The sequence below is a fragment of the Solirubrobacter pauli genome (assembly GCF_003633755.1).
Lineage (GTDB): Bacteria > Actinomycetota > Thermoleophilia > Solirubrobacterales > Solirubrobacteraceae > Solirubrobacter > Solirubrobacter pauli.
In genome coordinates, this window is the sequence record NZ_RBIL01000001.1 from 1902768 (window position 1) to 1920526 (window position 17759).

At 72.6% G+C, this 17759-nt stretch carries 19 protein-coding genes; 10 read left to right on the top strand and 9 right to left on the bottom strand.

Translation table 11 applies throughout. The features are described 5' to 3' along the window. Positions 1-22: 22 nt before the first annotated feature. Positions 23-2866, top strand: a complete 2844-nt coding sequence (locus C8N24_RS35335; RefSeq protein ID WP_170178957.1) for an InlB B-repeat-containing protein — start codon at positions 23-25, stop codon at positions 2864-2866. Here C8N24_RS35335 and acs read toward each other — a convergent pair. Genes acs through C8N24_RS33790 form a run of 3 tightly spaced genes read right to left on the bottom strand, consistent with a single transcriptional unit; the run spans position 2863 to position 5934 of the window. Continuing rightward, complete coding sequence (acs, locus tag C8N24_RS09005; protein WP_121249724.1) at positions 2863-4824, bottom strand: acetate--CoA ligase; 1962 nt, start codon at positions 4822-4824, stop codon at positions 2863-2865. The genes C8N24_RS35335 and acs overlap by 4 nt on opposite strands. A 20-nt stretch (positions 4825-4844) precedes the next feature. Further along, positions 4845-5735, bottom strand: a complete 891-nt coding sequence (locus C8N24_RS09010) for a hypothetical protein (RefSeq protein ID WP_170178958.1) — start codon at positions 5733-5735, stop codon at positions 4845-4847. 13 nt (positions 5736-5748) lie between these two features. Continuing rightward, a complete protein-coding gene (locus C8N24_RS33790; protein ID WP_170178959.1) occupies positions 5749-5934 on the bottom strand; it encodes a hypothetical protein in 186 nt (61 codons plus the stop codon). A 27-nt stretch (positions 5935-5961) separates the two neighbouring features. Between C8N24_RS33790 and C8N24_RS33795 the strand changes: the two genes are divergently transcribed. After that, complete coding sequence (locus tag C8N24_RS33795; RefSeq protein WP_170178960.1) at positions 5962-6381, top strand: CBS domain-containing protein; 420 nt, start codon at positions 5962-5964, stop codon at positions 6379-6381. Here C8N24_RS33795 and C8N24_RS09020 read toward each other — a convergent pair. Next, positions 6350-7057, bottom strand: coding sequence for a CTP synthase C-terminal region-related (seleno)protein (locus C8N24_RS09020; protein ID WP_121249727.1), 708 nt, complete (start codon positions 7055-7057; stop codon positions 6350-6352). The two genes, C8N24_RS33795 and C8N24_RS09020, sit on opposite strands and share 32 nt — an antisense overlap. A 71-nt stretch (positions 7058-7128) precedes the next feature. Between C8N24_RS09020 and C8N24_RS09025 the strand changes: the two genes are divergently transcribed. The 6 genes from C8N24_RS09025 (at position 7129) to C8N24_RS09050 (ending at position 12293) form a co-directional block, all read left to right on the top strand. Beyond that, on the top strand, positions 7129-7935 hold the full coding sequence (locus C8N24_RS09025) for a LysR family transcriptional regulator (protein ID WP_121249728.1): 807 nt from the start codon (positions 7129-7131) through the stop codon (positions 7933-7935). Positions 7936-8000: 65 nt separating this feature from the next. Further along, positions 8001-9083: a lysylphosphatidylglycerol synthase transmembrane domain-containing protein gene (locus C8N24_RS09030; protein WP_121249729.1), complete on the top strand. Its 1083-nt coding sequence runs from the start codon at positions 8001-8003 to the stop codon at positions 9081-9083. 3 nt (positions 9084-9086) lie between these two features. Then, positions 9087-9350, top strand: coding sequence for a hypothetical protein (locus tag C8N24_RS09035; protein WP_121249730.1), 264 nt, complete (start codon positions 9087-9089; stop codon positions 9348-9350). Positions 9351-9380: 30 nt separating this feature from the next. Next, positions 9381-10301: an SGNH hydrolase domain-containing protein gene (locus tag C8N24_RS09040; RefSeq protein ID WP_147447708.1), complete on the top strand. Its 921-nt coding sequence runs from the start codon at positions 9381-9383 to the stop codon at positions 10299-10301. Between the two features lie 100 nt (positions 10302-10401). Beyond that, positions 10402-11157 carry an SGNH hydrolase domain-containing protein gene (locus C8N24_RS33800; RefSeq protein WP_170178961.1) on the top strand — a complete coding sequence of 252 codons (756 nt, stop codon included), beginning with the start codon at positions 10402-10404 and terminating at the stop codon, positions 11155-11157. After that, a complete protein-coding gene (locus tag C8N24_RS09050) occupies positions 11154-12293 on the top strand; it encodes a cellulase family glycosylhydrolase (RefSeq protein WP_121249732.1) in 1140 nt (379 codons plus the stop codon). The genes C8N24_RS33800 and C8N24_RS09050 overlap by 4 nt, the downstream gene beginning before the upstream one ends. A 1-nt stretch (position 12294) precedes the next feature. Here the strand turns inward: C8N24_RS09050 and C8N24_RS09055 are convergent, their stop codons facing one another. Further along, complete coding sequence (locus C8N24_RS09055) at positions 12295-13329, bottom strand: lysylphosphatidylglycerol synthase domain-containing protein (protein WP_121249733.1); 1035 nt, start codon at positions 13327-13329, stop codon at positions 12295-12297. 50 nt (positions 13330-13379) lie between these two features. Between C8N24_RS09055 and C8N24_RS09060 the strand changes: the two genes are divergently transcribed. Then, positions 13380-14258, top strand: a complete 879-nt coding sequence (locus C8N24_RS09060) for a bifunctional helix-turn-helix transcriptional regulator/GNAT family N-acetyltransferase (RefSeq protein WP_121249734.1) — start codon at positions 13380-13382, stop codon at positions 14256-14258. On the opposite strand, the gene C8N24_RS09065 is transcribed toward C8N24_RS09060, so the two are convergent. Both C8N24_RS09065 and C8N24_RS09070 read right to left on the bottom strand, forming a co-directional pair. Next, entirely contained in the window at positions 14201-14902 is a 702-nt protein-coding gene (locus C8N24_RS09065) for a GNAT family N-acetyltransferase (RefSeq protein WP_121249735.1), read from the bottom strand. The genes C8N24_RS09060 and C8N24_RS09065 overlap by 58 nt on opposite strands. Next, the gene (locus C8N24_RS09070; protein ID WP_147447709.1) at positions 14902-15333 is read right to left on the bottom strand and encodes a hypothetical protein; all 432 of its coding nucleotides are present in this window, start codon (positions 15331-15333) and stop codon (positions 14902-14904) included. The genes C8N24_RS09065 and C8N24_RS09070 overlap by 1 nt, the downstream gene beginning before the upstream one ends. Positions 15334-15407: 74 nt before the next feature. On the opposite strand from C8N24_RS09070, the gene C8N24_RS09075 reads away from it, so the two are divergent. After that, entirely contained in the window at positions 15408-16073 is a 666-nt protein-coding gene (locus C8N24_RS09075; protein ID WP_121249737.1) for a peroxiredoxin, read from the top strand. Here C8N24_RS09075 and C8N24_RS09080 read toward each other — a convergent pair. Then, positions 16060-16767, bottom strand: coding sequence for a DNA-3-methyladenine glycosylase family protein (locus C8N24_RS09080; protein ID WP_121249738.1), 708 nt, complete (start codon positions 16765-16767; stop codon positions 16060-16062). The two genes, C8N24_RS09075 and C8N24_RS09080, sit on opposite strands and share 14 nt — an antisense overlap. Next, positions 16764-17756, bottom strand: a complete 993-nt coding sequence (locus tag C8N24_RS09085) for a lysylphosphatidylglycerol synthase transmembrane domain-containing protein (protein WP_121249739.1) — start codon at positions 17754-17756, stop codon at positions 16764-16766. Before C8N24_RS09085 ends, C8N24_RS09080 begins: the two co-directional genes overlap by 4 nt. Positions 17757-17759 lie beyond the last annotated feature (3 nt).

Here is a 17759-nt window from a genome sequence, read left to right on the forward strand (position 1 = left end):
GTCACGCGAAAGGGTCGAGGACGTGCTCCTCTCCTCGCCCTCGTTCCGCGCGCTGCTGTTGACGTGCGCGTTGCTCCTCGTGTTCCCGGCCGTCGCTTCTGCGGGCCCGCCGGGCCTCCAGTGGTCGGCGCCGAAGCAGATCGACGGCGCCGCCCCGTTCGCCAACGGCCATCGCCTGGACGGCCTCTCCTGCCCGACCACGTCGCTGTGCGTGGGCGTCGACGCCGAAGGGCGCGCGGTCACCGCGACCGACCCGGCGGCGGGGACGTGGACGCCGACGCCCATCAGCACGTCGGAGGGCCCGACGGGGATCGACTGCGCTTCGGCGACCCGCTGCGTCGCCGTCACGCGCTGGGGCGAGGTGATCACCACGTCCGCCCCGACCGGTGGCGCCGGCGCCTGGACGACGGCCAACGTGGCCGACGGCGCGTTCCTCGGCGGTGTCTCGTGCCCGACGACGACGTTCTGCGCCGCAGTGGGGAGCGGCGGCCGGATCGTCACGTCGACGAACCCGACCGGCGGCGCGGGCGCGTGGACGCGGGCCCGTGTCGCGGGCGTCGACCTGCTGTGGGACGTCTCGTGTCCGACGGCGTCGCTGTGCGTCGCGATCGACGCGGGAAGCAACGTCCTGACCTCGACCAACCCGACCGGCGGCGCGAGCGCCTGGCAGAGGACCTCGCTCGAGGGCGCCGGCCTGTCGGACGTGTCGTGCCCCTCGGCGACCCTCTGCGTCGCCGTGGGCTTCGCCGGCCAGATCTACACCTCGACGAATCCGACCGGCGGCACCGGCGCCTGGACCCCGACGACATTCGAGACCCAGTCCATCACCGAGATCGACTGCCCGAGCACGACGTTCTGCGCCGCCACCGTCCTGTGGGCGCAGAAGGTGATCACGACCACGAACCCGGCGGGCGGCGCGCCGGCGTGGAGCGGAACGGACCTGGGCTCCAGCCCCGCGGTCGTGGGCTGCGCGTCGGCCGCGCTGTGCGTCGTCGGCGACGGCGGGGGCCACGGGTACGTCTCGACCGGCGGCGCCTGGACCAGCACGCAGATCTCCGGGACGAACTCGCTCACCGCCGTCGACTGCCTGCCCTCCGGCTTCTGCGCCGCGACCGACACCGCGGGTCGCGTGCTGACGGCCTCGAACCCGACCGGGACCTGGACGGGGCGGATGGCAGCCGCGGGCCACGACCTGCGGGACATCGACTGCCCGAGCGCGTCGCTGTGCTTCGCGGTCGACGCGTCCGGCAACCTCGTCTGGTCCACGACGCCGACGGCTGCGGGCGCGTGGACGATCACCCAGATCGCCGACGCGCGGACGCTGTCCGGGATCTCCTGCCCGACCGCCTCGTTCTGCCTCGCCGTCGACACGCAGGGCTGGGTCGCCGTGTCCACGAACCCCACCGGCGGCGCGGCCGCCTGGTCACGCTACGCCTTGATCCTCGGGACGCCGCTCAAGACCGTGGCCTGCGCGTCGGCGTCGCTGTGCGTCGTCAGCCACGCCACCGGCGGCCGGCTCCGGACCTCGACCCGCCCGGCGGACGGCGCCGGCGCCTGGGCCACCTTCCAGACGCCCCCGGACCTGGGGCTTCCCCGCGGCATCGTCGGGATCTCGTGCCCGTCGCCGGACTTCTGCGCGGCACTGGACGACGGCGGCCGGGTCCACACCACGACCACACCCTCCGCGCCGCCGTTCGAGTGGTCGATGACCACCATCCCTCAGGCGGGCCTCCTCCACACCGCGCTGACGTGCCTGCCCAGCACCTTCTGCGTCGCGGTCGGCGGCTCCGCGCTCTCCCCGCTCGCGTACTCCTCGACCCAGCCGGCCGACCCGAGCACGTGGGCGGTCCGCACCGCCGACACGCCCAACCACAACCTCGTCGACGTGAGCTGCGTCTCGGCGGCGTCGTGCGTCGCCGTGAACTCGGTCGGCATGGTGACGACGGCCGCGCCGGCGCCCGACGGGACGTTGACCGTCACGAAGACGGGCGACGGCACGGTGACCGGCGCGCCCGCCGGGATCGACTGCGGCGCCACCTGCAGCGCCACCCTCGCCGACGGCACCACGGTGACGCTCACGGCGACCGCCGCGCCAGGGTCGCGATTCGCGGGCTGGAGCGGCGCCTGCGCGGGCACCGCGGGCACCTGCCAGGTGGACGTGATCGCCGCCACGAACGTCACCGCGGCGTTCGTCCGTACCGCGGCGCTAACCGTGGCGAGGGCCGGGAGTGGCGCCGGGACGGTCAAGAGCGCCCCGGCCGGCATCGACTGTGGAACGACCTGCTCGGCCCTGTATGACGAGGGGACGACCGTGACCCTCACCGCGACCCCCGCGGCCGGGTCCGCGTTCACGGGCTGGTCGGGACCTGGCTGCTCGGGCACCGGTGCATGCACGACCACGATCGGCAGCAGCCGGACGGTGACCGCCACGTTCACCGTCGCCGTGGCGCCCACCCCCACGCCGACGCCGACCCCGACGGCCACCCCCACGCCGACGCCGACCCCGACGGCCACCGCCTCGCCGACACCGCCGGCCACGCCGGAAGCCACCCCGGTCTCCAGCCCGCCCATCACCCGGCCGGGTCCGGTGCCCACGGCCCAGCCGGCGCCCGTCCCGCGACCGGACACGCGGATGGGCAAGAAGACCGTCAAGCAGCGGATGGCGACGTTCCGCTTCACCGCGACGGGCGGGGCGAAGACCTTCCGCTGCGCGCTGACGGCGCGCGGCAAGAAGGTCGTCTACAAGACCTGCACGTCGCCCGCGACCTTCAAGCGGCTCAGGCCCGGCACGTACACGTTCCGAGTGGCGGCCGTCGGCGACCCGACGCCCGCCACCACCACGATCACCGTCAAGCGGGGGCGCTAGCCCTCGCCGCTCGCGTCCCGCTCCTTGATCTTGCCCTCCAGCTGCGCCATCACGTCCGGGTCGCGGAGCGTGGTGACGTCGCCGAGCTCGCGACCCTCGGCGATGTCGCGCAGCAGGCGGCGCATGATCTTGCCCGAGCGGGTCTTCGGCAGGTCGCCCGCCCAGATGATGCGCTTGGGACGGGCGAACTTGCCGATGCGGTCGGCGACGCGGGCGCGGATCTCCTCGATCAGCGCGTCGTCGCCGTCGTCGTTCGCGCCCTCGAGCGTCACGAACGCGGTGATCGCCTGGCCCGTGTCCTCGTCGGCCTGGCCGATCACCGCGGCCTCGGCCACCTTCGGGTGCGAGACGATCGCCGACTCCACCTCCGCGGTGGAGAGCCGGTGGCCGGAGACGTTCACCACGTCGTCGATGCGGCCGATGATCCAGAAGTAGCCGTCCTCGTCCTTGCGCGCGGCGTCGCCGACGAGGTACGTGTCCTTCCCGAACTTGGAGAAGTACGTCTCGATGAAGCGGTCGTCCTCCTTGTAGAGGGTGCGCAGCATCGACGGCCACGGGCGCTTGAGGATCAGGTAGCCCTGGCCCTCGTCGACGTCGTTGCCGTCGTCGTCGACGACGGCCGCCTCGATGCCCGGCAACGGTCTGCCCGCGGAGCCGGGCTTCGCGTCCAGCAGGCCCGGAAGCGTCGTGATCATGATCGAGCCGGTCTCGGTCTGCCACCACGTGTCGACGATCGGCGCCTTCCCGCCGCCGATCACCTTCCAGTACCAGAGCCACGCCTTCGGGTTGATCGGCTCGCCGACCGTGCCCAGCAGGCGCAGGCTCGACAGGTCGTGCTTCTCAGGGTGCTCGACGCCCCACTTCATGCACGCGCGGATCGCCGTCGGCGCGCAGTACATGATCGTCACCTTGAAGCGCTCGACGATCTCCCACCAGATGTCCTTGGCGGGGTAGTCCGGCGCGCCCTCCCACATCACCGACGTCGCGCCGTTGGCGAGCGGGCCGTAGATGATGTAGCTGTGCCCGGTGACCCAGCCGACGTCGGCCGCGCACCAGTAGATGTCGTGCTCCGGCTTGAGGTCGAAGACGGCCTTGTGCGTGTAGGCGACGCCGGTCAGGTAGCCGCCGGTGGTGTGCAGGATGCCCTTGGGCTTCGCGGTCGAGCCGGACGTGTAGAGGATGTAGAGCGGGTCCTCGGCGTCCATCGGCTCGGGCGTGTGCTCGTCGGCGGCGGCCTCGAGCAGCTGCGCGTACGAGTGGTCGCGCCCCTCCTTGAGCGGCGCGCCGTTGCCCGTCTTCTCGACGACGACGATCGTGTCCACGAGGTCGCCGATGACCTCGTCCACGGTCTCCTTGATCGGCGCGGTCTTGCCCTTGCGGCGGGCGCCGTCGACCGTGATCAGCGTCTTGGCCTCGGAGAACTCGATCCGCTCCTTGACCGACTCGGCGCTGAAGCCGCCGAAGACGACGTTGTGGATCGCGCCGATCCGCGCGCACGCGAGCATCGAGACGACGACCTCGGGGATCATCGGCAGGTAGATCGCGACGACGTCGCCCTTCTTGACGCCCAGGTCGGTCAGCGCGTTGGCGAGCTTCTGGACGTCGCGGTGCAGGTCGGCGTAGGTGATGTCGACCTGCTCGCCCTCCTCACCGAGCCAGTGGTAGGCGACGCGGTCGCCGTTGCCGGCCTCGACGTGCCGGTCGACGCAGTTGTAGGCGACGTTGAGCTTGCCGCCGACGAACCACTTGGCGAACGGCGGGTTCGACCAGTCCAGCACCTGGTCCCACTTGGTGTCCCAGTGCAGCGCTTCGGCGCGCTGGGCCCAGAACGCCTCGTAGTCCTCGGCCTGGTCGTAGATCGCAGGGTCTCCGGCGACGGCCTGCTCCTTGAAGCCGTCCGGTGGCGAGAACGTCTCCTGGTCCAGCAGCTCCTCGAGTTGGTCCTCGAGCGTCGCCATGCGATCTCCTCCCCTGAGTGTTAGTGACGCTTCTTCCGCTTGCTGCGACCGCCGCTCGGCGCCGTCTTCGGCACCGCGGGCTGCGTCGCGGGTGCGGCACCGGTGCGCTCGGCGCGCGCCTGGGCGGCCGCGACCGCACTGGGCCACGGCTCCGCTTTACCCGTTCGCCAGGCCGGAGGATCGCCCCCCGGGAACCGGCCGATGAGCAGGAAGCCGATGCCGGCGAGCCAGAACACCTGGACGACGGGCAGCGGGAAGACGACGAGCATGGCACCGGCGACGATGCCGAGGTAGCCGAACAGCTTCGTGAGCAGGCCGACGCGCATCGCGTTGAGCGAGACGAAGACCAGGCCGACCGCGAGCAGCAGGCCGCCCAGCGCGTTGAGGATCTGCGCGAACTGCTGCGTGCCCGTCTGCAGCTGGGTCGCCTCGGCGACGGTGCGCGGGCCGTCCATGAACTCGCCGGCCAGCACGACGATCGACACCCGGTAGATCAGCGTGCCGACGGCGAGCGTGACGCCGCCGATGATCGGGATGTAGATCAGGAACTTGCGGAACTCGGGCGTGCGCGCGCGGGTGGCGACCGCGAGGAAGCCGGCGGCCCACGCCATGCCGCAGTAGCCGATGAAGGCGCCGACGCCGATCAGGATGATCGTCAGCTGGTTGTCCTGGAGGTACTGGAACTCCTCCAGGCGCAGCGACGGAAGCTTGGTGACGACGTTGCTGCCGTTGCCGAGCCGCTCGAGCGAGTCCAGCCCGCTGATCGACGGGTAGCCGCTCCGGAGGCGCTCGAACGCGATGTAGTAGACGAGCAGGCCGACCGCGCCGATGATCGCCGCGATGGCGGCGCGGATGCGGTGCTGTCGCTCCCAAGCGAGCGTCTTCTCTGGATCCTGCGTCACGGCGGCCACGTCCGGGGACACTCTAGTGGCGCGTGCCCGGCGGAAGACCGGGACGGCGCGCGGGCTCCGGCCCGATCTGGTTGCGGCCGACCACGCGGGACGCCTTGTCACCGGCGTACAGGACGATGTCCAGCGCGGGCGCCGCGAGCCGGATCAGCGCCTCGAGCCGGCGGGTGTTGCGAACCTGTGCTGCGCTCCTGTAGGCCACGGTCGCGCAAGGGTACACTCGCGCTCGATGCTGGTCGGCGAGGTCATGACAGAGGGCGCGGTCACCGCGAGCCCGGACACTTCGGTGCGCGAGGTCGCGGGCCTGATGCGCTCGCGCAACGTCGGCTCGGTGGTGCTGGTCGCCGTCGACGGCCGCCCGGTCGGCTTCATCACCGACCGCGACATCGTCCTGTCGGTCGTCGCGCAGGGTCGCCCGTGGGACGACCGCGCCGCCGAGCACGCCTCCTCGCCCGTGATCCGGGCGGAGCCGGACATGGAGGTCGAGGAGGCGACGCAGCGGATGGTCCGCCACGGCGTCCGCCGGCTGGTCGTCGTCGAAGGCGGCGTCGTGCAGGGCGTCGTCACGCTCGACGACCTGTCCTCGCGCGGGCTCGAGCCGGAGCTGTCCGCACGCGTCACACGGGCTGCGCTGCCCGCGCTCGGCTGACCACCGCCTCGGCGAACGCGCGGATCACCGGGTGCGCGCGCGTGCCGTCGCCCGCGAGCTCCGGCTGGAACAGCGTCCCCAGGAAGAACCTGTGCTCGGGGAGCTCGAGCGCGCGCGGGGCCCCGTCCTCGTCGTGCGCGCCGAAGACGACGCCGGCGGCCTCGAGCGCGGCGACGTACTCGGGCGCGATGCCGTAGGAGCAGTGGTAGCGCTCGAGCCGCTGGTCGACGCCGGCGATGCGGGCGATCAGCGTGTCGGGCGTGTACCGGATCACGCCCTCGTGGCCGACGAGGCTGCACTCGAGTGGCACGATGACGTCGGTCGCGTGCTCCCCGTACTCCGCGTGGTCGGCGTCCTCGATCCCCGCCAGCTCGCGCGCGAGGTGCAGGATCGCGTGCTGGAAGCCACCGCAGGTGCCGAGGAACGGGATGCCCTGCTCGTGCGCGACGCCGACGGCCGCGATCACCTTCTCGCGGTCCTCGTAGGGGCTGCCGGGGACGACCCAGACGCCGTCGAAGCGCTCCAGGTCCTCCGCGTCGGTGGACGCGATCCAGTACGGGTCGAGCACCAGGCCGTCGCGGCGGCGGAGCGCGTCGATCACCAGCGGGATGCGCCCGTGGGCGCGGACGGTCGGCGAGCGGTCGCCGACCAGGGCGACTTTGGCGGAGGCGGTCATGGGCCGTGATCGTCGCGCCTGCACGCGTTCACGTCCAACGATGATTTCGCGGGTTACGATCACATCCGCTGATGGACCTTCGCTTCCTCCGGACCTTCGTGCGCGTTGTGCGGCTCGGCTCGTTCTCGGCCGCTGCGCGTGAGCTCGGCTACACGCAGTCGGGCGTGTCGCAGCACATCGCGGTGCTGGAGAGCGACGTCGGCGTGCCGCTGCTCACGCGCCGTCCGGTCGGCGTGACCGAGGCGGGCGCGCGGCTGCTCGAGCACGCGGAGCCGATCCTGCTGCGGCTCGACGCGGCGCGCGCCGACGTGGCCCGGGTGGCCGCCGGCCCACCGTCGCAGCTGCGGATCGGGGCGACGCCGCTGGCCGCCGGCTTCGCGGCGGAGCTGGTCGCGCCGGCCCTGGCGGTGACCGTGCGCGTGGGCGCGCGCGACGCGATCGCCCGTGCGGTCGCGGTGGGGGAGCTCGACGCGGGCGTCGTCGACGGCGTGGCGGCGCCCAACGACCCGCTCCGACTGCCCGAGACGGGCGCACGCGTCGCCCGCTCGCAGGAGGAGCCGCTGGCGGTCGCGGCACCCCTCGACCACCCGCTCGCGGGCCATGCTATACAAATGGAAGTATTGGTCGATGCACGCTGGATCGACGCTCCTGAGATCTGTGCCCCGCTTCCTGAACTCGCCTCCCTCGCCCGCGCCGAAGGCTTCCGCCCGGCGCTCACCTACGAGGGCTCGGACGTCGCCGGCCTGCTCGCCCTCGTCGCCGCCGGCCACGGGCTCGCACTGCTCCCGCAGCGAGCACTCGACGGTGTCGCGGCGCTTCCGGTCGCTGGACCCGCGCTGGTCCATCGCACCGAGTGGCTGCAGGACAACTACGGATAACCCGACTTTAAAGGGGCGGGCCTCCCGTCTGGGAACCCGGTCGCGTTCCGACGACCATTCGGTACATGGCCGTAGTCGACACTGCTGAGCGCTCTCCCCTCGGGCGCGTCTCCCCACGGCAGATCGTCGTGCTCGTCGTCGCGAGCGCGGTGATGGTCGCCGGCCTGGTCGTGATCGCTCCCGCGCTGGCCGATCTCCCCGATGTCTGGTCGAAGCTGACGACCGGCCATCTCGGCTGGCTCTTGTTCGCGCTCGTGCTCGAGGCGCTCTCGTTCGTCGGGCACGCGATCCTGTTCCGCGCCGTCTCGATCGACGCCGACGGCGACTCCTCGCGGATCGGGCTCCGGGCGAGCACCGAGATCACCCTCGCCGGCCACGCCGCGACGCGCCTGTTCGCGTCGGCGGGCGCGGGCGGCATCGCGCTCACGGCCTGGGCGCTGAAGAAGTCGGGCATGGAGGCCCGCGACGTCGCCGCGCGCATGACCACGTTCATGGTGCTGCTCTACTCCGTCTACATGGGTTCGCTGCTGCTCGGCGGGCTCGGCCTCTACACCGGTGTGATCCCGGGGGGCGGCTCCTTCGCGTTGACGGTCGTCCCGGCGCTGTTCGGCGGCGCGGTGATCGCGCTCGTCGCGAGCGCGCAGCTCGTCCAGCCGGGCGAGGGCCGCGTGCGGCGTTGGCTCGCGCCGGTGGGCGCGGGCGTGCGCGGCGCGCGGCATCTGCTGCGCCGCGGCAACGCCGGCCTGGCCGGCGCGCTGATGTGGTGGGCGTTCGACATCGCCTGCCTGTGGGCGTGCTTCGAGGCCTTCGGCGACTCCCCGGCGGTCGGCGTCCTGGTGGTCGGGTACTTCGTCGGCACGCTCGCCAACACGCTCCCGCTCCCGGGCGGCGTCGGCGGCGTCGACGCGGGCATGATCGGCGCGTTCGTCGCCTTCGGGGCCGACCCGAGCACCGCGATCGTCGCCGTGCTCGCCTACCGCTTCTTCGCCTTCTGGCTGCCGATCGCGCCAGGTGCCGTGGCCTTCGCCACGCTACGCCGCACGGTCTCGCGCTGGGAGGCCGAGGACGCCGGCGAGCTCCCGCGCCCGTCCCGCTCGGCGCGCGAGCGCACCACCCGGACCAGCGGGCTCTGCCACCAGTACAGTTGAGCCATGGAAGGCTTTGGCGGGTTCTTCAACGACCCAGATTTTCAGCGTCGGATGCAAGAGATGGCCGAGCAGATGCAGTCGGCTCAGACGCTGCAGTGGGCCGACAACGCGATCAAGCTCGCGGTCGACATGACCGTCGCGGCCATCAACCGGGTGAACATCCAGGGCACGACGGAGCAGCAAGCGCAGCAGATCCGCTCGGTGATGGCGACGGTCTTCCCCGAAGCAGTCACGCTCGTGCGTGAAGCACGCCAGGGCCTGCAATAGCGCCGCGCGCTCCCGTACTCTGCGGGAGCGTTGATCAAGCCACTGCTCCTGTTGGCCGTGCTCGCGGCGTTCGCGGTGCCGAGCACGGCGAATGCCGCGCCCAAGTGCTTCGGCGCCGCGGCGCGGGACCCCGAGCAGGCGTGCACGAACCCGAAGCTCAAGCTCACGGTCGTGCCGTCGGTGCGCGCCGCGCCGCTCGTGCGCGGCACGCCGTGCGCGCGGCTGCCGGTCCAAGGGCTGGTGGCGCCGTGCGGCTTCGGCGTGGCCGACGCGAGCGCGCAGAGCTTCTTCGCCCTCCTCGGTGACAGCCACGCCGCGCACTGGCGGCCGGCGCTCCAAGGGATCGCGCGCGCCGAGCACTGGCGCGGCTTCCAGCTGTCGCTCAACAGCTGCGCGCTGACCACGGTGGCGTACGCGCTGCCCGAGCCGAACCGGTCCAACTGCGCGACGTGGAAGGCGCAGGTCGTGCAGTGGCTGGCCCGGCACCCGGAGGTCACGACGGTCTTCCTCGCCCAGAAGACGCCCGACCGCGACGACTTCGCGCCCGATCCCGAGCCGGCGTTCAGCGCGCAGGTGGCGGGTTTCCGGGAGGCGTGGACGTGGCTGCCCCCGTCCGTGCAGCAGGTGTACGTGATCCGCGACACGCCGTCGATGCGGACGACCACGATGAGCTGCGTGAGCCGCGCGCTGGCACGTCGACGCGCCCCCGGGCGGACGTGCGCCGTGCCGCGCTCGGGCGCGCTGCCGCCCGATCCCGCCGCGGCCGCGGTCGCGCAGCAGGACCCGACGCGGTTCAAGCTGGTGGACCTGACGCCGTTCTTCTGCGACGCCAAGAGCTGCTATCCGGTCGTGGGTGGCGTACTCGTGCACAAGGACGTCAACCACGTCACGCGGCGGTTCGCTGAGACGCTCAGCCCGTATCTGCGCCGCGCTCTGGGCGGCTTCGCTTAGCCTCGCGGGGTGCGGCGGGGACTCGCCGGCGCCGCCGCCGACCGCGACGGTCACCGCCACCGCCACCGCCCCCGGGTCCTGCGTCGGGGCGGCGGCCCGCGTGAACCGCGGATGCGAGGAGCCGCCGACCGTGCGCGAGGACGCCGGCGCCCGCAGCGCGCCGTGCGAGCGGACCGAGCCGCTCGGGCTCGTCGAGCCGTGCGCGTTCGGCCCGAGCGACGCCGCCACGACGTTCGCGCTCGTCGGCGACAGCCACGCGGGCCAGCTGCGCACGGCGTTCGCGGTCATGGCGGACCAGCTCGGCCGGCGCGGCTACGCGCTCACCCGCAACGGCTGCCCGTACGTGCGCGACGGCCGCCCGCTGCCCGAGCCGACCTTCGGCGAGTGCGCGCGGTTCAAGCGCGAGGTGCCCGAATGGCTCCGCCGCCACCCCGAGGTCAAGACCGTGTTCGTGATCGGGCTCCCGCGCAACGCGGCCACGCAGGACCCGGCGAACTGGTCCGCGGCCTGGGACCGCTTCCCCGCGTCGGTCGAGCGGCTGGTGGTGCTGCGCGACACGCCCGAGCTGGCCGAGGACACGCTGGCGTGCGTGCAGGACGCGGGCGAGCGTCCCGGCACGCGCTGCGCCGTCCCGCGCGACCAGGCGCTGGTCCCGGACCCCGCGATCGCCGCCGCCGGGCAGCGTGGCGCGGCGACGATCGACCTGACGCGCTTCTTCTGCGACGCCACGCGCTGCTTCCCCGTGATCGGCGGTCTGCTCGCGTATCAGGACATCACGCACGTGACGCCGGCGTTCGCCCGCACGCTCGGCCCGTTCCTGGCGGACGAGGTCCGGCGGCTACCCTCGCCGTCGTGACGATCCGCCGCCTCACTCCCATCCTGCTCGCCCTCTTCGCGCTCGTGGCCCCCGCCACGGCACACGCCTCGCGCACGATGGAGATCGGCATCCAGGACGATGCCGTCTTCCTGCAGCAGATCGGCTACGGCCGCCAGGCGGCGTTCGACCGCGCGGCGGAGATCGGCGTCACCACGGTCCGCGCGAACATGATCTGGTCGCGCATCCTGCTGGGCAAGCAGGCCGAGCAGCGCACGCGCCCGAAGAAGCCGCGCTACGACTGGGTGCAGTTCGACCAGCTCGTCGACGAGGCCCGCGCTCGCGGCCTGCGCGTGGAGCTCACGCTCACCGGCCCGGTGCCGCGTTGGGCGAGCGCCGAGCGCAAGGTCGGCACACGCAACCCCTCCCCGCAGGCGTTCGCGCGCTTCGCGAGCGACGTCGCCAAGCGCTACAAGGGCAAGGTCGAGCGCTACAGCATCTGGAACGAGCCGAACTGGCACTCCTGGCTGAGCCCGGCCCGCACGGCGGCGGCCCAGTACCGCAAGATCTACACCGCGTCGTACTCGGCGATCAAGCGGGCCGACCGCAAGGCCGAGGTCGTCCTCGGCGAGCTCGCGCCGCAGGCCCGCCCCGGCGCGTCGTTCGCGCCGCTGCGCTTCCTGCGCGACGTGCTGTGCGTCGACGGGCGCTGGCGCAAGCGCAGCGGCTGCGGCACCGTCCGCGCGGACGCCGTCTCGCTGCATCCGTACGACTACAAGAACCCGCCGACCTACAAGCGCGTCCCCACCGACGACGTGACCATCGGCACCGTCAGCCGCCTCACCAACGCGCTCACCCGCCTGCGCCGCGCGAAGGCGCTGGCCACGGGGTCCGGCCGCGAGCCGGCCGTGCACCTGACCGAGTTCGCCTACTTCGCCAGTGGCTCGCTCGCCTTCCCGCGCGCCACCCGCGCCCGCTACATCACGCAGGCCTTCGAGCTGGCCCGCAAGAACCCGAAGATCTCGCAGCTCCTGTACTTCGGCCTGCTCCAGCAGCCGGACGTGCAGTGGAACACCGGGCTGCTGCGGCCCAACGGCACGCCGGACGCGCCGTTCACGGCCCTGCAGAACTGGGTCGCGCGCGAGAAGCGCGCCGGGCGCCTCGACCCCGCCGAATGACTCAGTGCCAGTCGTGCGCCTCGAAGCGCGCGGCGACGACCTCCCGCGGCGGCGGGTGCGCGAGCACGCGCTGGATGCGCACGAGCGCGACCGCGCCGAACAGCGCCGGCAGCCCGAGCTGGAAGACGCGGTAGCCGACCACCGCGGCCGCGGCGAGCGGGAGTGACGTGCCGTAGGCGACGAACATGCCGATCAGCCCGCCCTCCGTGCCGCCGACGCCGCCCGGCGTCGGCAGGAGCGCGCCCGCGTGCCCGAGCGCGTAGGCGAGCACGAACAGCCCGAGCTCCGGCGCGCCGCCGCCGAACGCCTGGAACATGCAGGCGAGGCTGGCGACGTCGAACGCGAAGTACGTGATCGACCCGAACAAGAGCAGCGGGTCGCCGTGGCTGAGCAGGTCGATCGACGTGCGCACACCGCCGTGGACGAAGTTCCAGACGCGCCACACGAGCCGGCGGATCTTGCCCGCGGACGGCTCGTGCGGCGGGTTCGTGCGCCCGAACAGCACCGCCAGCACGAACACGACCGCGATCGCGGCGGCGGGCAGCAGCGTCATCACGAGCGCCGCGTCGCCCGGCAGCAGCCCGATCGCGGTCAACGTGCCCGCGACCGTGATCGCCGCGAAGCTCACGGCGCTCGTGACGAGGAAGAGCGCGGCGTGGCGCTGCGCGGCGAGGTCGGCGGGCACGCCGAGGCGGGTCAACACGTACGCGCCGTACGCCGGACCGCCCGCGCCGCCCGCTGGGAGCAGCACGTTCGCGCCCTGCTCGGCCAGCCCGAGCACGAGCGCGCGCCGCCACGGCATCACGCGGTCGAACGCCGACCACAGCGCCCGCACGAACCCGAGCATCGACAGGATCCGGAACAGGCCCGCGGCGACGATCCAACCCGGCTCGGCCTGCGAGAACTCGTCGCGCACCTCCCCGACGCCGGGCAGCGCGGCGAACGCCACGACGGACAGCACGAGCACGATGACGAAGAACGCGACGCGCTTCGCGACCCCTCTGAAGTCGATGCCTGCATCGTGCGCCCGCGCCATTGCCGCCCTTCAGGTTGGCAGCGCATCGATATCTGACTAGAGTCAGATATATGGACGACGTCCAGCAGGTCCGTTCGTTCAGCCGCCTGGTGACCGAGCGCCTCGGCGTGCTGATGGACTCCTACCTCGACCGCGGACGGCCGCTCGGCGCCTCGCGGCTGCTGTGGGAGGTCGACACGGCGGTCGACGTGCGCGAGCTGCGCGCGCGGCTCAGCCTCGACTCGGGCTACCTCAGCCGGCTGCTGCGCACGCTCGAGGGCGAAGGGCTCATGACGGTGCAGGCGGAGGCCGCCGACCGCCGGCGCCGCACGGCGACGCTCACCGCGGCGGGCCGGGCGGAGCGCGCGCGGCTCGACGAGCGCAGCAACGCGCTCGCCCGCTCGCTCCTCGCTCCGCTCAGCGAGCGCCAGACGACCCAGCTCGTGGACGCGATGGCCACGGTCGAGCGGCTGCTGACCGCCGGGCTCGTCGACTTCTCACCCGAGGACCCGGCGGGCGAGGTCGCGCAAGCGTGCCTGCGCCGCTACTACGCGGAGATCGACGAGCGCTTCGACGCGGGCTTCGACCTCGGCACCGCGCTGCCGTTCGACTCCGGCGTGTTCGTCGTCGCCCGCCTGCGCGGCGAGCCGATCGGGTGCGGCGCCCTCAAGGAGGCCGATCCGCCCCAGATCAAGCGCATGTGGGTGGCGCCCGAGGCGCGCGGGCTGGGCGTCGGCCGGCGCCTGCTGGCGGAGCTCGAGCGCCACGCCGTCGAGCGCGGCGCGACCGCGATCCAGCTCGAGACGAACCGCGTCCTCACCGAGGCCCAGCAGCTGTACCGCTCAGCGGGCTACGTCGAGACCGAGCCGTTCAACGCCGAGCCGTACGCCCACTACTGGTTCACGAAGACGTTGAACCCCGGCACCTCGACGAAGCCGAGCCGCGCGTAGAGCCGCGCGGCGGTGTCGTCGTCCGGGTGCAGGTGGGCGAGCGTCGCGCCGCGCGCGAACCCGCGCGCGATCAGCCAGGACGTGAGCGCGGCGCCGAGGCCACGCCGTCGCGCGGTGGGGAGCACGGCGACGCCGGCGATGTAGAGGGAGGGTCCCGCGCGCCCGTCGCTGCGCACGGAGTAGCCGGTGCCGACGGGCTCCCCGTCGAGGTAGGCGAGCGCGGTCTCGTAGCGCGGCGCGCCCAGCTGCGGCGCCAGCCAGCCGTCGGCGGGCTCGCTGCCGAACGCCGCGGCGTCGATCGCCACCACCGCGTCGAGGTCGTCCGCCGGCCGGACGTCCGCGGGCGCGGCCGGGACGAACGCGTCCGGCTCGAGGCCCATCAGACGCTTGACGAACAGGTGCCGCCCGTGCGCCCACGGGAGCTCCAGCGGCACGCGCATCCCCCACGGGACGCCGCGTTCCGCGTACCACGCGGCGGCACCCGCGACGTCCGCGTCCGCCGCCGTCACGTCCGCGTCGTTCCACTGCGGGTGGTCGAGCCCGGACGCCATCAGCCGAAGGCCCCGTAGCTCGGCGACGCCGGCCCGCAACGCGCCGTGGACCTGCCACGCGTCGCCGTGCGCCGTGCGCACCCGGTCGCGCATCAGCGGTGCCAGAAGCGGCGCAGCCCTTCGCGCCGCCCGTTGACGATCCGGCCGTCGAACCGCCGGCACAGCGGCGCGAACTCACCGCTGCCCTCCAGGTAGTCGACCAGCACCTCGCGATCGGCCACGCACACCGACGCCCTCGGGGCGTCGGCGAGCAGGTCGTCCTGCATCTGCAGGCCGGACGTGAACCGCGCGTAGCGCACACCCGGCCCGGTGTGCCCGCACTCGATGTACGCGTTGACGGCCGCGTGCGGGTACCCGGCGGCGTGCTCGTCCGCCGCGCAGGACTGGCGCCCGACCGCGTCGAGCACCATCCCGAGCCGCTCGTCCTCGTCGCGCCCGCGCACCACGAGCGCGATCTCCGCCGCGAGGACGAGCACGGCGAGCGCGGCGAGCAACCCGTACGCGAGCCGATACCGGGACCCCATCCGCGCGACCCTACTGCGTCGCGCTCCGAGTAAACTCCCTAAAACCAGACCCCTTTTAGAGGAGTGAGCAGACGATGGGCGTCACGATTGGCGATACGGCTCCAGATTTCGAAGCGGAGACCACCGAGGGCACGATCAACTTCCACGACTGGCTCGGTGACTCGTGGGGTGTGCTGTTCTCGCACCCGCGCGCGTTCACCCCGGTCTGCACGACCGAGCTCGGGTATCTGGCCTCGATCAAGCCGGAGTTCGACAAGCGCGGCGTGAAGATCATCGGCATCTCCGTCGATCCGGCCGAGAACAACATCGGCTGGTCCAAGGACATCGAGGAGACGCAGGGCACCGCCCCGAACTACCCGATCATCGGCGACAGCGACTTCAAGGTCGCCAAGGCCTACGGCATGCTGCCGGCCGACGTCGAGGGTGAGGCCACCGAGCGCACGCCGGCCCAGAACGCCACCGTCCGCAACGTCTACGTGATCGGCCCGGACAAGAAGATCAAGCTCGTCCTCATCTACCCGATGACGACCGGCCGCAACTTCGACGAGGTCCTGCGCGTGATCGACTCGCTGCAGCTGACCGCCAACCACGCGGTCGCGACGCCGGCCCAGTGGCAGCCGGGCGAGGACGTCATCATCGCCGGCTCGGTCTCCAACGACGCCGCCAAGGAGAAGTACCCGGACGGCTGGAAGGAGCCCAAGCCCTACATCCGCATCGTCCCCGCGCCTACGGCAAGCTAGCCCACAGCGCGATGACGGCGTAGGCCCGGAACGGACGCCACCGTTCCGGGTCGGCAGGCCCGCGCGCGGCCAGGCCGTGCCGCACGCCGATGTCCGTCGGCAGCCACGCGTCGCGGTCGCCGAGCGCGCGCATGTTCACGTAGGTCTGCGTCCACGGACCGACCCCGCGCAGGTCGGAGAGCCGGTCGAGCGGCTGCCCGACGAGGGAGCGGAGCGTCGCGCGGCGTGAGGCCGGCATGGCGAAGACCGCGTCGGGCGCCTCGGCGATCGCCGCGAGCGTCGGGAAGCGGTGCGTCACTGCGCCCGACGGTTGCGCCAGCGGCTCGCCCGCGGCCTGCACGAGCCGCCCGGCGTGGGTCCGTGCGGCCTGCACCGTGATCTGCTGGCCGAGCACGGCACGCACCGCGAGCTCGTCGCCGTCGACGCAGCCCGGGACCCGCATTCCGGGCGGGTACAGCGGACCGAGGCGGCCCGCGATCTCCGCCACCGGCGCGTCGAGGTCGAGCATGGTCGAGACGTCGTGGCTCGCCTCCATGCCCTCCGGATGCGGACGCAGCTCGAGGATCTCGCCGCTCGGCAGGCTGCGGCGGTAGACGCCGTCGACGTACTCCTCCACCCCGGGCACCATGCGCCGGACGAGGAAGGCGAGCAGCGCGGCCCCGTCGTACGGCTGCTCGGCCGCCCGCAGGATCACACGGACGCTTCCGCCGCCGCCTGCTTCTCCGCGTCGCGCTGCTGGCGGCCGGCCGCGATGACCTCCTTGAAGGACCGGAAGCGGAAGATCCGCACGACCGCGCCCAGGCCGATGCCGAACGTGAGCGCCGCGATCGCGATCTGCTGGCCGACCGAGTACGCGGCGACGGTCGCGCCCGAGCCGAACACCTTCACCAGCAGCGCCTGCTGCACGCCCGCGCCGCCGGGGGTGAACGGGACGAGCGCCGCGACGGCGTTGACCCCGAGCACCAGCAGCACGTTGCTCACCGAGCCACCGACGTGGAACGCCTCGAGCAGGCACCAGAACGCGGCGAACCGGCACAGCCAGCCCGCGAACTGCACGAGCCACACCTCGCGGAAGTAGCGCTTGCGGTCGAAGATGATCGTCAGGCCCTGGCGCACCCGCTCCCAGAACCGGCGCACGCGCGCCGACAGGAGCGCGAAGCCGACCATCACGCCGATCCCGATCGCCGTCAGCAGGAACAGCGTGAAGCGCGGGTTGGAGGCGAAGAACGCCAGGTCGAACGCCGGCAGCGACGAGAAGTCCGGCGGCTTGGGGAACACGCCCTGGCTGAACGCGTACGCCAGCACGGGCACCGCGATCGTCAGGTCGAAGATGAACTCGATGCTGAACGCGGCGCCGATCGCCGGATAGCTCGAGTTCGGGACCGACGTCTTGGTCAGGAACAGCCGGATCACGTCGCCACCGCGGGCCGGGATGACCGAGTTGAAGCCGTACCCCGCGAAGTACGCGCCCCAGATGCGGCGGAACTGGATCCGGGACTCGGGGTACGCGGCACGCAGGATGTGGAACGACGCGCGGGCGCGCAGCGTGAGGTAGGTCGTGAAGAAGATCAGCGCGAGGAACAGCGGGATCCACGACACGCCGGCGAGGTTCGAGAAGAACGAGCCGACGGCGTCGAAGAAGGAGGAGAACGAGTCGCCGATGCTTGCGAGTGGGGGGAGCACTGC